Genomic DNA, 13,367 nt, shown 5'->3' with positions numbered 1-13,367 from the left:
CGAGCGCGTGTCTTACACTGTCCGATCCTAGGGGCTGCCCTCGCGCTTTCCAATCCCGGAGCCACGATGTCGAACCTTCGTCCATTCCTGATCGCGCTGTCCCTGGCGATGCTCGCCGGGTGCGCGGCATCGCCGCCGCCGCGGGCCGACATGGTGGCGGCGCCGGCTGGCGCGGAACCCTCGGCGAACGACAACCTCAATGCGGTCGCCTGGACGCAGGGCGCGATCGAGCATGACCTCGTCTATCGCGAGGTCTACCGCCACGCCGGCGAACAGCTGCTGCGTGCGCTCGCCGATCAGGACTGGGACGCGCTGCCGCGCGAGGAACGCATGGGCGAGGCACGCGGCCTTGCGCCCGCGGTGATCCTCGACATCGACGAGACCGTGCTCGACAACTCGCCCTACCAGGCGCGCCTGGTGCGCGACGGCACGCACTACGACGATGCGAGCTGGGCCCGGTGGTGCCGCGAGGAAGCGGCGCAGCCGCTGCCAGGCGCACTCGAGTTCACGCGGCTGGCCGCGGCGCACGGCGTCACCGTGTTCTATCTGTCCAACCGTGTGCAGGACCTCAACGATGCGACGCTCGCGAACCTGCGCAAGACCGGATTTCCGATCGCCACCGGCGAGCCGGTATTCCTCGGCCTCGGCACCGCCGTCCAGGGGTGCCCGGCGTCGGGCAGCAGCAAGGGGTGCCGGCGCAAGCTGATCGGGCGCACCCACCGCGTCCTGATGCAGGTCGGCGACCAGATCGGCGACTTCGTCGACGTGACCGCGAACACCCCGCAGGGCCGTCGCGCCGCGGTGGCGGGCTACGCCGATTGGTTCGGCGAGCGCTGGTTCGCGTTGCCCAATCCCACGTATGGTTCCTGGGAGCCCGCGATGTTCGGCAATGATCGGAGCCTGTCCGAGGGCCGCCAGCGCGCGGCAAAACTCAAGCAGTTCCGTTATTGATCAAAGGTTTGCTAACCTTTACGTCAGGTATTGCATGAACTCTGGACGGTAAGTACAATCATTCACAGGATTTGCGGGTCGTCGCCCGGCGCCCGCCGAAGCACAGCCCCCAGAGAACGACGTACGATTTCCTCCTCCGGCACTGCCGGATTCCGCCCGGATGGCTCCGCCTTCCGGGTTTATTTTTTTTTGCGGGCGGGCGCCCATGCATTCCGCTATCCGGATCGCCCCTCCGGACGCGCGAGCCCATCCTCGTCGGGCTGACCGCTACTATGGCCGCTGTACCGGCGCGCTGCTAAAGTTCGCGCCCTTCCAACCCTTGGGGAATGCTCATGGTCAAGCCTCTGGTCCGCGCGGCGCTCGCGGCATCGCTGCTCGTCTTCTTCGCCGGGTGCGAACAGAAGCCTGCCGAAACCGCCGTGACCTCGCCTGCGGCGGCCGCGACGCCGGATGCCGCGATCCTCGCTTCGGTACACCTGCTCAAGCAGGGCGACATCGCCGGCCTCATGCAGAACGCGCTGCCGCCGGCCGACTTCGCCAAGGCGAAGGCCGACTGGGGCAAGGACAAGGACCAGGAGCCGATCACCGAGGAACAGCGCGCGCAGTTCAACGAGACGATGGCCAAGCTGACCGCGCCCGACGCGGAGCAGAAGCTTTTCGCCGAGATCGAGCCCAAGCTCAAGGAGTTCGACGCGCAGTACCAGCAGCAGCTGCCGATGTATGCGATGGCGGGCGCAGGCTGGATCAAGAACATGATCCAGCAGAACCAGAGCATGTCGGAAGCCGAGCGCGCGCAGGCGACCGCGGCCGTCGACGCGCTGCAGGCGTGGGTCGTCAAGACGCACTTCACCGACGCCGAATCGATCAAGAAGGTCATCGCGATCGTCGCCAAGGCGGCGCGCGACATGAACCTCAAGTCGCTCGACGAGGCGCGCGCGCTCACGTTCGACGAGTCGATGCAGAAGGCGCGCATCGCGTTCCTCGGCCTCAAGGACGCGCTCGCCGTGTACGGTTTCTCGATCGACCAGACGCTCGACTCGATCAAGCCGCAGGTGCTCGGCAACGACGGCAAGACCGCGTCGGTGCAGCTCTCCTACACCTTGCTCGGTGCACCGCTGACCGCGACGACGGAGATGGTCAACGTCGATGGCCGCTGGTACGGCAAGCAGACGATCGACAAGCTCAAGGAAAAGGCCGCCGACCAGGGTGCGGCGACGCCGGCTGCCCCCGAGGCCGAAGCCACGCCGGCAGCAGAAGCGCCCAAGCAGGGCTGACGCGCACGTCGACCCGGCGCGTGCGCGCCGGTCGGCCGCGCACTGCTCGCACGCGCGTCGACATCTGTCGATGCGCGTGCGCGGGGCGGTGTTCCGCCATCCTGATAAACTCGACGCATGAACGACTCGCAACCGGCGCCGCGCCCGACCGAGGCCGCGCAGGTGCCTGCCTGGCTCAAGGCGTTCGGTGCGCTGCTGCGCCCGTGGATCCGCATCCGTCGCACGCCTGACGACGTCCATTCGTTGTTGCCCGACGACGCGCGGCCCACGGTCTATGTGATCGAGCGCTATGGCCTGTCCGATACATTGATCCTCGAGCAGGCCTGCGTCGAGGCCGGCCTGCCGTCGCCCTATGCCGCGGCCGACCGCCTGCCGATCCGCCGCCGGCGCGCGGTCGTCGCGTTGTCGCGCCGCCCGCACGTGTTCGGCCGGCAGCCGCATCCGACGCGATCGGAGACGCTGAGCCTGCTCGCCGACATCGTGCGCGCGAACCCTGACCAGGACGTGCGCCTCGTGCCGGTATCGATCTTCGTTGGCCGCGCGCCGGATCGCGAATCGGGCTGGTTCAGCGTGCTGTTCTCCGAGAACTGGGTCGTGGTCGGCCGTTTCCGCCGACTACTCGCGCTCGCGCTCAACGGCCGCGACACGCACGTGCAGTTCGCCGCACCGGTATCCCTGCGCGAAGTCATCGCCGACCAGCCCGAGCCCGAACGCGGCGTGCGCAAGCTGCAACGCATCCTGCGCGCGCACTTCCGCCGCATCCGCGCCGCGGTGATCGGTCCCGACCTTTCGCACCGGCGCACGCTCATCGACGGCGTCGTCAATGCCGCGCCCGTGCAGCAGGCGATCGACGCCAACGCGAGCAAGGAAGGCATCGATCGCGACAAGGCGGTGCGCAAGGCGCGCGCGTTCGCCTGGGAGATCGCAGCCGACCAGTCGCACCTGGTCGTGCGCTCGGCGTCGTTCATGCTGACCGGGCTGTGGGAGAAGATCTACCGCGGCGTGCACATGAATCATTTCGAGAAGCTGCGCAAGATCGTGCCCGGCCACGAAGTCGTATTCGTGCCGTGTCATCGCAGCACCACCGACGACGCGCTGCTGCCGTACCTGCTGTATCGCCATGGCCTGCCCGTGCCGCACATCGCCGCCGGCGTGAACCTCAACCTGCCGCTGATCGGCCCGCTGCTGCGGCGTGGGGGCGCGTTCTTCCTGCGGCGCAGTTTCAGCGACCCGTTCTACTCGACGGTGTTCCGCGAATACATGAGCCAGCTCATCGCGCGCGGGATTTCGCTCATGTACTTCATCGAGGGCGGGCGGTCGCGCACCGGGCGCACGCTCGAGCCGCGCGGCGGCCTGCTGTCGATGACCCTGCGCAGCTTCCTGCGCCAGCCCGAGCGGCCGGTGGTGTTCCAGCCGGTCTACATCGGCTACGAAAAGATCATGGAGGGCGAGTCGTACATCGGCGAGCTGTCCGGCAAGGCGAAACAGAAGGAATCATGGGGCGCGTTGTTGCGCGGTCTCGGCGCCCTGCGCGACAACTACGGAGCGGTGACCGTCAACTTCGGCGAACCCGTTTTCCTGACGCCGTTGCTCGACGACATCGCACCGGACTGGAAGGCCGCTGCGGCGAATCCGGAAGCGAAACCCGCCTGGCTCAAGGCCGCGGTCGACACGCTCGGCGAGCGCATCCTCGTCAACATCAATCGCGCCGCGCACGCCAATCCGATCAACCTGCTCGCCGTGGCCCTGCTCGCGACGCCCAAGCACGCGATGGCCGAGGCGGACCTGCTCGCGCAGCTCGAGCTCTACAAGGCGCTGCTCGGCACCCTGCCCTATTCGGATCGCGTCACGCTGACTGCGCTCGGTGCTGCCGAGATCATCGCCTATGGCGAGAAGATGCAGTGGATCCGCCGCGTCGCGCATCCGCTCGGCGACGTGCTCACGGTCGATGCGAAGCAGGGCGTGCTGCTGAGCTACTTCCGCAACAACGTCACGCACCTGTTCGCGACGGCGTCGTGGGTCGCCTGCTGCTTCCTCAACAACCGCCGCCTCGCGCGCACGTCGATCCTGCGGCTCGGCCGCCTCATCTATCCGTTCGTGCAGGCCGAGCTGTTCCTGCCCTGGAGCGAGGACGAGTTCGCCGAGCGCATCCAGAAGACGCTCGACTTCTTCATCGCACAGGGACTGCTCGAGGCCGATGCCGACGGCCGCATCGTGGAACGCGGCCCGGGACAGAGCGATCGCGCGTTCCGCCTTCGTGCGCTCGCGCACACCCTGTTGCCGGCGATCGAGCGCTACTACATCGGCCTCGCCCTGCTCGTGAAGAACGGCCCGCACACGCTCACCGCGGGTGAACTGGAGAACCTGTGCTTCCTCAGCGCGCAGCGCCTGTCGCTGCTGCACGAACTCAACGCGCCCGAGTTCTTCGACCGGAGCCTGTTCCGCGGTTTCATCCAGAAGCTGCGCGAGCGGCGCGTGGTCTGGGCCGACGGCAACGGCAAGCTCGATTTCGACCTCACGCTGGAAGAAGTCGCCAAGGATGCGCGCGTGATCCTGTCCCGCGAGATTCGCCACGGCATCCTCAAACTGACGCCGGAGAAGCAGGCCGAACTCGAGCGCGGCGACGCGGCGGCGTCGACGCAGGCCTGACCGTCCGTCAGGCGTCGAGGTCGGGAATCAGCTTGTCCTCGAGGTAGGCGATCATGTCCTTGAGCTTGAGCTTGCGCTTCTTGAGGCGAGTGAGCTGCAGCTCGTCGCAGCCCGGTCCGGTCGGCAGGCGCGCGATCGCCGCATCGAGATCGCGGTGTTCGATCCGCAGTTCGGTCAGTCGGCGGACGATGGCGGCGGGGTCTTCCGGGTACATGGCACCCCGCAGTTTACCGTAGGGCGGTACGCGCGCAGCGCGTGCCGCCGTCGGCGCCGCGACGAGGCAACGGCGGGACTCGCGCTGCGCGCTAGACCCGCCCTACACGCTGCGCGCGACTTCGGCGACGTGTTCCGGCGTGAAGCCGAAGAACTCGAACAGCTTGCCGGCCGGTGCGGATTCGCCGTAGCGATCGATGCCGACGACGGCACCGTTGCCGCGCACGTACTTCCACCAGAGGGCGGTCGCGCCGGCCTCGATCACGATCTTCGGCACGTCCGCGGGCAACACCGATGCGCGGTACGCGTCTTCCTGGCGGTCGAACGCCTCGGTCGAGGGCATCGACACGACGCGCGTCGGCAATCCACCGGCATCGAGCAGTTTCTTCGCGGCGAGCGCGAGGCCGATTTCCGAACCCGTCGCGACGAGGATGCGCGCGGGCGCACCGTCGCTGTCGGCGAGCACGTAGCCGCCGCGTTCGATCGCGGCGACCTGCGCGTCGCTGCGCGGCACGAACGGCAGGTTCTGGCGCGACAGCGCGAGCGCGGTCGGCGCGTTGCGGCGCTCGAGCGCGAGCTTCCATGCGACCGCGGTCTCGACCGTGTCGCACGGGCGCCAGACGTCGAGGTTCGGAATGAGCCGCAGGCTCGATACGTGCTCGATCGACTGGTGTGTCGGGCCGTCCTCGCCGAGGCCGATCGAGTCGTGCGTGAACACGTGGATCACGCGCTGGTTCATCAGCGCGGCCATGCGGATCGCGTTGCGGCTGTAGTCGCTGAAGGTGAGGAACGTGCCGCCGAACGGGATGTAGCCACCGTGCAACGCGATGCCGTTCATGATCGCGGCCATGCCGAACTCGCGCACGCCGTAGCTGATGTGGCGGCCGGTGCCGCCACCGGCGAGAAGCGGCGCGCCCTTCCAGAGCGTGAGGTTCGAATGGGTGAGGTCGGCCGAGCCGCCGAGCATCTCGGGCAGCGCGGGCGCGAACGCTTCGATCGCGTACTGGCTCGCCTTGCGCGAGGCGACCGTCTCCGCCTTCGCGTTCGCCTCGGCGATGAGCTTCGCCGCGCGCTCGGCGAAGTCGGCCGGCAGCTCGCCGGCGACGCGGCGTTCGAACTCGGCCGCGCGCTCACGGTGTTTCGCACGAAAGCCGTCACGGCGCGCATTCCATGCCGCCTCGCGTTGCGCGCCGGCCGCGCGCGCGTCCCATGCCGCGGTGATGTCGGCCGGGAGTTCGAATGGGCCGTATTCCCAGCCGAGCGCCTTGCGCGTCGCGCCGATTTCGTCGGCACCGAGCGCCTCGCCGTGCGCCTTCGCGGTTCCCGCACGCGTCGGCGCGCCCTTGCCGATCGTCGTGCGGCAGATGATCAGGCTCGGCTGCGCGAGATGGTCCTTCGCCTCGCGGATAGCGCGGTCCACCGCGTCGACGTCGTGGCCGTCGATAGGGCCGATCACCTGCCAGCCGTAGGCGCGGAAACGCGCCGCAGTGTCGTCGGTGAACCAGCCCTGCACCTGGCCGTCGATCGAGATGCCGTTGTCGTCGTACAACGCGATCAGCTTGCCGAGCTGCCAGGTGCCCGCGAGCGCGCAGGCTTCGTGCGAGATGCCTTCCATGAGGCAGCCGTCGCCGAGGAACACGTAGGTGTGGTGGTCGACGATGCGCGCGTCGTCGGTGTTGAACTCGGCGGCGAGCAGCTTCTCCGCGAGTGCCATGCCGACTGCATTGGCGAGGCCCTGGCCGAGCGGCCCGGTGGTCGTCTCGACGCCCGGCGTCACGTGTACTTCCGGATGGCCCGGCGTTTTCGAATGCAGCTGGCGGAAGTTCTTCAGCTCCTCGATCGGCAGGTCGTAGCCGGTAAGGTGGAGCAGCGAATACAGCAGCATCGAACCGTGCCCGTTCGATACGACGAAGCGGTCGCGGTCGGCCCAGTGCGGGTTGGCCGGGTTGTGCCGGAGATGGCGCGTCCACAGCGCGACCGCGATCTCGGCCATGCCCATCGGCATGCCCGGATGGCCCGACTTCGCCTGCTCGACCGCATCCGCGGAAAGGAAGCGGATCGCGTTGGCGAGGCGGGCGGTGTCGACGCTCGGGGTGTTCATGGAGCAACTCCGGAAGGGCACGCGCGAGGCCGGCGGCGCCGGTGGCGGACGTGCGGAAGACGAGGGATTCGCCCGGATTCCGTCCCGGTGCGCAGAGGACGCGAATTTTGCCGCATCGGCGGCGGCCGCGGAAGTGAATGGGACGGCCCGGTGCGGCGGCGTATCGGCACCTGCGACGGCGCCGACTACAATAGGCGGTCATGAACGCGATCCCGTCCCGCAAGCACGACTACGAAGCCGCCAAACTGGCCAAGCGCCTGCGCCACCAGGTCGGCCAGGCGATCGCCGACTTCAACATGATCGAGGACGGCGACCGCGTGATGGTCTGCCTGTCGGGCGGCAAGGACTCCTACACGCTACTCGACATCCTGCTCAAGCTTCAGGCGAAGGCGCCCGTGCGCTTCGAACTCGTCGCGGTGCATCTCGACCAGAAGCAGCCCGGTTACGATCCGGACGTGCTGCCGGCCTACCTGCGGGCGCTCGGCGTGCCGTTCGAGATCCTCGAGCAGGACACCTACAGCGTGGTCAAGCGCGTGATTCCCGAAGGCAAGACGATGTGCAGCCTGTGTTCGCGACTGCGTCGCGGCTCGCTCTACACGCATGCGGTCGAGCGCGGCTACACCAAGATTGCGCTCGGTCATCATCGCGACGACATCGTCGAGACGATGTTCCTCAACCTGTTCCACCAGGCGACGCTGAAGGCGATGCCGCCCAAGCTGCGCTCGGACGACGGTCGCAACGTGCTCATCCGCCCTCTCGCGTATTGCGCCGAGGACGACATCGCCGAGTACGCCGCGCAGCAGGGTTTTCCGATCATGCCGTGCAACCTGTGCGGCTCGCAGGAGAACCTGCAGCGCAAGGCGATCAAGGCGATGCTGGCCGAGTGGGAGAAGAAGCATCCCGGGCGCACCGAGACGATCTTCCGCGCGCTCGGCAACATCGCGCCGTCCCAGCTCGCCGATCGCAACCTGTTCGACTTCGCCGGACTCGGCGCGAATCCGCGGGCGGAGCGCGCCGACGCGCATGCCTGGCTCGCCGGCGCGGAGCCGGTGGCGATGGACGCCCCGAGCTAGCCGTTTCCCATCGGACGTCCGCCGTTGCGGCGGGTGTCCGTCGCAGTCCTCCTACGAAAGCGATGACGGATTCCGGCTACCGCCGGCTCGGCGAGTCCGCGAGACTTTCCTCGAGTCCGGCGCGGACCGCGTCCTGCCCCATCCACCCCGATTCCCGAAAAGCGGTCCCGCCATGTTCTTTCGCAATCTCAGCCTGTTCCGTTTTCCCGAAAGTGTCACCAAAAGCATCAAAAATCTTGGAAAAGACCTCGAATCACATCGATTGCGCGAGTGTGGGCCGCTCGAACTCTCGACCCGCGGATTCATTTCGCCCTATGGGCGTGACAGCCAGGAGCTGTTGCATCAGACCGGTGCCTTCTCGCTGGTCACGATCGGCGCCGAGGAGCGCCTGTTGCCGGGGGTCGTCGTCGCCGAGGAGCTGGCCGATCGCATCGCGAAGATTGCCGACAAGGAGGGCCGCCGGCCCGGGGCGAAGGAACGCAAGCGGTTGAAAGAAGAGGTAATTTCCGAGCTCCTGCCGCGCGCCTTCATACGCCCGTCACGGCTCTCTGCCTATCTGGATGCCGAGCAGGGGTGGTTCGTCGTCGACAGCGCCAGCCGCAAGGCGGCCGAGGACGCAGTGAGCCAGGTGCGCGAGGCGCTCGGGCGCTTCCCGGCGACGCCGATGGCCCCCTCGGAATCGCCCCGCAACCTGATGACGGGCTGGCTGATAGATGGGAAACTGCCGCCAGGACTGGTCCTCGGCGAGGAGGTCGAACTGCGTGACCCGGCCGAGGCCGGGGCGATCGTTCGCTGTCGTCGCCAGGACCTTGAATCGGACGAAATCCGGGAGCATCTGAAGTCGGGCAAGCAGGTCTTCCAGCTTGGCCTCGTGTTCGATGACCGGATGGGCTTCGTGCTCGGCGAGGACCTCGTCGTGCGCAAGCTCCGCTTCCTCGACGTCGTGCTCGACGAGCTCGGCGACGGCACGGCGGAATCGGCGCGCGCCGAACTCGATGCGACGTTTGCGTTGATGACGCTCGAACTCAAGCACCTGTTCGAGCGTCTGGAAAAGTGGTTCGGAATTCCCCGTCCGGGCGAGCGCGACTGAGCGCCGCGCGCACGGGTCTGTCGGAGAAATGAAGTGGAACTTGCGCACGACTACCTTGAACTGGCGACGCCGGCCGGCGACACGATCAAGGTGCTGCGCAAGAGCCATCCGCAGGCGCGCCGCTTGCGCCTGACCGTGACGCCGGGCGGGGCGCGCGTCACCTACCCCGAAGGCACGCATCCGGCACAGGTGTTCGCATTCCTGCGCAAACATGGTGAATGGCTCGAGCGCAAGCTCGACGAGCTCAGCCTGGGCTCCGCGCCGCCGCCGCTCAAGCCGGGCGCCGCGACCGTGATGCCGCTGCGGGGCGAAACCACGCGCCTGTCGTGGCGCGACGGCGCCTATCCGCAGATCGAACAGATCGACGATCGGCTCGTGCTGACGCTGCCGCGCCCGCACGGCAAGTCGACCCTGCCCGCCGCGCGCGCGCTGCTGCGCTCGTTCCTCGAGGCGCAGATCCGCCGCGACGTGAGCCGCTGGCTCGCGCGCTACTGCCCCGAACTCGGCCGCGCGCCGACCGCGGTCAAGCTGCGCCCGCTCAAGAGCCTGTGGGGCAGCCTCGACACACGCGACCGCGTCACGCTCGATCTCGCGCTCGCACTCGCGCCACCGGCGGCGCTGCGCTATGTGGTCGTGCACGAACTGTGTCACCTGCGCATCCGCAGCCACTCGCCGCGCTTCTGGGCGCTCGTCGAAAAACTCATGCCCGACTGGCGCGAACAGCGCGACTGGCTGCGCCTCAACGGCCAGGCCCTCAAGGCCGAACTGAACCGCCTGGTCCAGGCGTGATCGGCGGAGGCGGTCTTCATCAAAAGACTGAGCCACGAAGAACGCGAAGTACACGAAGGAAAGCAGCTTGCTTCATGCAAGCTCGCAGCAAGCGCCGCGGGCGAAGAACGGATCGAATCCGCGCTTTTCCCTTGTGTCCGTCGTGGTTCAGCCCGTGGCTTCGATCAGTGCCGCCGCAACCGCCGCGGCTTTTTCCAGATGCAGGTGGTGGTGGCCTGCGATGCGCGTGACGCGGATGTCGGGGACGCACGCCGCGCGCGCGTCCATCATCGCGGTCGGCAGGTAGCTCGTCGGCGGGTCGGCGAGCACGAGGCGCGTGCGTGCGCGGATGCCGCGCAGCATCGCACGCACCTGTTCCTCGCCGTAGCGCTGCGGGCTCGCGAGCGTGAGGCGCGGGTCGCTCGACCAGACCCAGCCGCCGTCGACCGCCTGTACGCCGCGCGCGACGATCGCACGCGCCGCCGCATCGGAAAGATCATTCGCCAGCACGCGCGCGGAGACCGCTTCGTCGAGCGTCGCGAACACCCGCAGGGGCCGTCGCGCGGCGAATGCCGCGTGCTGGTCGAGCGCGCGGCGCAGCTGCGGCAGCGCATCCTCGAGCGTCGTCGTCAGCGGGCCGAGTGCCTCGACCAGCAGCAGCTCGTCGACGCGTTCGGGGTACGCGGCCGCGAACAGGCTGGCCAGCGTGCCGCCGAGCGAATGACCGAGCAGGTCGATGCGCGCCCAGCCGAAGTGGGCGAGCACGCCACCGATGTCGTCAAAGTAATCGACGTAGTGGTACCACGCGCCCGGCGCGATGTGCGAGGAACGGCCGTGCCCGCGCAGGTCGAGCGCGATCACCTGCCAGCGCCCGGCGAGCAGCGGCGCGAGTTCGTCGAACGAACCCGCGTTGTCGAGCCAGCCGTGCAGCGCGAGCAGCGGTGGCGCGGCGTGATCGCCCCAGCGCTTGGCGGCAAGCGTCGCCGACGGCAGCTCGATGCGCAGTTCCTCAGCGTCGTGCATCGCGGATCCGTTCGTGCCGCGCACGCGCGGCCGCCTGCTGCGCCTGCGCGCGCGCCGCATCCCAGCCGGGGTCGAACTCGCTCCAGCCCTGGCCGTGTCGCAGGACGAGGTCGGTCAATGCGGCGACATGGTCGTCGCCCGCACCGAGCGCGGGGATGTACTCGAAGCGTTCGCCACCCGCGTGGAGGAAACGCGCGTGGTTGCCGATCGCGATCTCCTCGAGCGTCTCGAGGCAATCGACCGCGAAGCCGGGACAAAGCACCTGCACGTGCTTGATGCCTTCCGCCGGAAGGTCCGCCAGGGTCAGGTCGGTATACGGCTGCAGCCATTTCGCGCGACCCACGCGCGACTGGAACGTGACGAGGAGTGCGGATTCTTCCAGCCCCAGCCGTTCGCGCAATCGGCGCGCGGTCGCCTGGCATTGGCAGTAGTACGGATCGCCGCGGTGCAGGTTGCGCTCGGGGATCCCGTGGAACGACAGCAGCAGCCGCTGCGCGCGGCCATGTCGCTGCCAGTGCGCCTCGACGCTGCGCGCGAGCGCCTCCACGTACAGCGGCTCGGCGTGGTAGTCGTTGACGAGGCGCAGTTCCGGCGGCCAGCGCCAGCCGGCGAACTCGCGCGCGACGGCATCGAACACCGACGCGGTCGTCGTGGCCGAGTACTGCGGGAACAGCGGCAGCACGATCAGCCTGCGCACGCCCGCCGCAGCGAAATCGCGCAGTGCGGCGCGCAGGGCAGGGCGGCCGTAGCGCATCGCATGCCGGACGAGGATCGGGCCCGGACGCTGCGCGCGCAGTGCCGCCTGCACGCGTTGCGCGAGCGCATCGGTGCCGGTCGCGAGCGGCGAGCCTTCGGGTGTCCAGATCCGCTGGTACAGCGCGGCCGAGCGCGCAGGCCGCACGCGCAGCACGTAGCCGTGCAGGATGATGCGCCAGAGCCAGCGCGGCAGCTCGACGACGCGCGGGTCGCCGAGGAACTCGGCGAGGTAGCGCCGCACCGCGCGCGGTGTGGGCGCGTCGGGCGTGCCGAGGTTGACGAGCAGCACGCCCGCGGCGGCGGGATCGCCGTGGCGATGGTGGGTGAGTCCGAAATAGCGCGGCATCGTGGCTTCAGGCAGGTGCGCCGCCGCGCGGCGACCCTGCGCGAGCACGGCCGGACGCTAAGGTTTTGACGGCGTTGACGTTGCTGGTAGACTCGGGCTGCCACCGCGGAAAACCGCGGGGCTGACGATTCCTATAACGATAACATGCCGCCATGCGCCCACTGACCTGCGTCATCGCAGCAGGGATGCTTGCCGTCGCCGCCGTTCCGGCGCAGGCGGCGACCGCCTATGGAGAGGCGTTCGACACGCTTTACCGCATCGACCTCGACAAGCACGAGGCCACGCGGGTCGGCGAAGCGGGCCGTTATGCAGGCCAGCTGATCGGCAATATCAGTGGCCTCAGCGCGACGCCGGCGGGCGATCTCTATGCGATCGCCGGGGGTTTCAAGCTGCTCATCGCGGTGGATCCGCAGACCGGCGCGGCGCGCATCGTCGGCGACCTCGGCCTGGCCGGCCAGGGCGATCCCGCCCGCAACGACGCACTCGACCTCAACATGGCCGCGGGCTGCGACGGCACGCTGTGGCTCGTCTCGGCGGTCGCCGACAAGCTGTGGACGGTCAGCCCCGCCGACGGTTCGACCACCCTCGTCGGCTCCACCGGCCATACGATCACCGGCATCGTCACCGACGGCGACGCGATGTACGGCGCCGGCGGCAAGGGCGACAACACGTTCTACCGGATCGATCCGGCTACCGGTGCGGCGACCGCGATCGGCCCGTTCGGCCCGGGGCTGCAGCGCTGGGTCAATTCGGTGTCGATGAGTTTCGACGAGGCCGGCACGCTCTGGGCCGTCCTCAACTACGTTCCGCCCGAGCACGACAACGATGTGCTCGCCGATTGGAGCGATCTCGCGACGATCGACAAGGCCACCGGGCTCGTGCACATCATCGGCCCGATCACGGGACCCGAATCGCTGCGGCAGGTCGGCATCAAAGGCTTCACGACCGGACCCGCCCAATGCGTGAGGGGCACCAGCCCTGTCGCTGCACCGGCCGGCTCACCGGTCACGTTCGGAGCGCTCGGCGTGCTGCTCGTCCTCGCCGTGGCCATGCATCGGCGCCGCCGCCGCGCCTGAAGCTTCATCGCCGGCTCAGCTCGCGCCGATTAACGTAGGCGAAATCC

General features: G+C 68.5%; 11 protein-coding genes. 7 read left to right on the top strand and 4 right to left on the bottom strand.

The window, feature by feature from the left end:
- Positions 1 to 66: 66 nt before the first annotated feature.
- The 3 genes from ACTHK2_RS01900 to plsB all read left to right on the top strand — a co-directional run bounded on the left by ACTHK2_RS01900 (position 67) and on the right by plsB (position 4,874).
- Positions 67 to 951, top strand: coding sequence for a 5'-nucleotidase, lipoprotein e(P4) family (locus ACTHK2_RS01900; protein WP_440244000.1), 885 nt, complete (start codon positions 67 to 69; stop codon positions 949 to 951).
- 332 nt (positions 952 to 1,283) lie between these two features.
- A complete protein-coding gene (locus ACTHK2_RS01895) occupies positions 1,284 to 2,225 on the top strand; it encodes a hypothetical protein (RefSeq protein WP_440243999.1) in 942 nt (313 codons plus the stop codon).
- A 117-nt stretch (positions 2,226 to 2,342) separates the two neighbouring features.
- Positions 2,343 to 4,874, top strand: coding sequence for a glycerol-3-phosphate 1-O-acyltransferase PlsB (gene plsB, locus ACTHK2_RS01890; RefSeq protein WP_440243998.1), 2,532 nt, complete (start codon positions 2,343 to 2,345; stop codon positions 4,872 to 4,874).
- A gap of 7 nt (positions 4,875 to 4,881) precedes the next feature.
- Here plsB and ACTHK2_RS01885 read toward each other — a convergent pair whose 3' ends face one another.
- Both ACTHK2_RS01885 and tkt read right to left on the bottom strand, forming a co-directional pair.
- The gene (locus ACTHK2_RS01885) at positions 4,882 to 5,088 is read right to left on the bottom strand and encodes a YdcH family protein (RefSeq protein WP_440243997.1); all 207 of its coding nucleotides are present in this window, start codon (positions 5,086 to 5,088) and stop codon (positions 4,882 to 4,884) included.
- 102 nt (positions 5,089 to 5,190) lie between these two features.
- On the bottom strand, positions 5,191 to 7,188 hold the full coding sequence (gene tkt / locus ACTHK2_RS01880; RefSeq protein WP_440243996.1) for a transketolase: 1,998 nt from the start codon (positions 7,186 to 7,188) through the stop codon (positions 5,191 to 5,193).
- A 200-nt stretch (positions 7,189 to 7,388) separates the two neighbouring features.
- Here tkt and ttcA point away from each other — a divergent pair, with 200 nt between their 5' ends.
- From ttcA to ACTHK2_RS01865, 3 genes are all read left to right on the top strand, one after another.
- Positions 7,389 to 8,261 carry a tRNA 2-thiocytidine(32) synthetase TtcA gene (ttcA, locus tag ACTHK2_RS01875; RefSeq protein WP_440243995.1) on the top strand — a complete coding sequence of 291 codons (873 nt, stop codon included), beginning with the start codon at positions 7,389 to 7,391 and terminating at the stop codon, positions 8,259 to 8,261.
- Positions 8,262 to 8,433: 172 nt separating this feature from the next.
- Entirely contained in the window at positions 8,434 to 9,351 is a 918-nt protein-coding gene (locus tag ACTHK2_RS01870; protein WP_440243994.1) for a recombination-associated protein RdgC, read from the top strand.
- Positions 9,352 to 9,384: 33 nt separating this feature from the next.
- Complete coding sequence (locus ACTHK2_RS01865) at positions 9,385 to 10,140, top strand: M48 family metallopeptidase (RefSeq protein ID WP_440243993.1); 756 nt, start codon at positions 9,385 to 9,387, stop codon at positions 10,138 to 10,140.
- Between the two features lie 147 nt (positions 10,141 to 10,287).
- Here the strand turns inward: ACTHK2_RS01865 and ACTHK2_RS01860 are convergent, their stop codons facing one another.
- Both ACTHK2_RS01860 and hemH read right to left on the bottom strand, forming a co-directional pair.
- Positions 10,288 to 11,142, bottom strand: a complete 855-nt coding sequence (locus ACTHK2_RS01860) for an alpha/beta fold hydrolase (RefSeq protein ID WP_440243992.1) — start codon at positions 11,140 to 11,142, stop codon at positions 10,288 to 10,290.
- Positions 11,129 to 12,244 carry a ferrochelatase gene (hemH, locus tag ACTHK2_RS01855; RefSeq protein ID WP_440243991.1) on the bottom strand — a complete coding sequence of 372 codons (1,116 nt, stop codon included), beginning with the start codon at positions 12,242 to 12,244 and terminating at the stop codon, positions 11,129 to 11,131. Before hemH ends, ACTHK2_RS01860 begins: the two co-directional genes overlap by 14 nt.
- A gap of 185 nt (positions 12,245 to 12,429) precedes the next feature.
- Here hemH and ACTHK2_RS01850 point away from each other — a divergent pair, with 185 nt between their 5' ends.
- Entirely contained in the window at positions 12,430 to 13,320 is an 891-nt protein-coding gene (locus ACTHK2_RS01850) for a hypothetical protein (RefSeq protein WP_440243990.1), read from the top strand.
- Positions 13,321 to 13,367 lie beyond the last annotated feature (47 nt).

Origin of the sequence: Dokdonella sp. (genome assembly GCF_051958935.1) — a bacterium.
GTDB lineage: Bacteria > Pseudomonadota > Gammaproteobacteria > Xanthomonadales > Rhodanobacteraceae > Dokdonella_A.
The sequence above is the reverse complement of the archived record's forward strand: the minus strand, read 5'-3'. Positions and strand labels throughout refer to the sequence as shown.

What these genes read in the sequence shown, in the direction of transcription:
- ACTHK2_RS01900 (WP_440244000.1), top strand. Translation starts at nt 67, where the DNA reads ATGTCGAACCTTCGTCCATTCCTGATCGCGCTGTCCCTGGCGATGCTC.
- ACTHK2_RS01895 (WP_440243999.1), top strand. Translation starts at nt 1,284, where the DNA reads ATGGTCAAGCCTCTGGTCCGCGCGGCGCTCGCGGCATCGCTGCTCGTC.
- plsB (WP_440243998.1), top strand. Translation starts at nt 2,343, where the DNA reads ATGAACGACTCGCAACCGGCGCCGCGCCCGACCGAGGCCGCGCAGGTG.
- ACTHK2_RS01885 (WP_440243997.1), bottom strand. Translation starts at nt 5,088, where the DNA reads ATGTACCCGGAAGACCCCGCCGCCATCGTCCGCCGACTGACCGAACTG.
- tkt (WP_440243996.1), bottom strand. Translation starts at nt 7,188, where the DNA reads ATGAACACCCCGAGCGTCGACACCGCCCGCCTCGCCAACGCGATCCGC.
- ttcA (WP_440243995.1), top strand. Translation starts at nt 7,389, where the DNA reads ATGAACGCGATCCCGTCCCGCAAGCACGACTACGAAGCCGCCAAACTG.
- ACTHK2_RS01870 (WP_440243994.1), top strand. Translation starts at nt 8,434, where the DNA reads ATGTTCTTTCGCAATCTCAGCCTGTTCCGTTTTCCCGAAAGTGTCACC.
- ACTHK2_RS01860 (WP_440243992.1), bottom strand. Translation starts at nt 11,142, where the DNA reads ATGCACGACGCTGAGGAACTGCGCATCGAGCTGCCGTCGGCGACGCTT.
- hemH (WP_440243991.1), bottom strand. Translation starts at nt 12,244, where the DNA reads ATGCCGCGCTATTTCGGACTCACCCACCATCGCCACGGCGATCCCGCC.
- ACTHK2_RS01850 (WP_440243990.1), top strand. Translation starts at nt 12,430, where the DNA reads ATGCTTGCCGTCGCCGCCGTTCCGGCGCAGGCGGCGACCGCCTATGGA.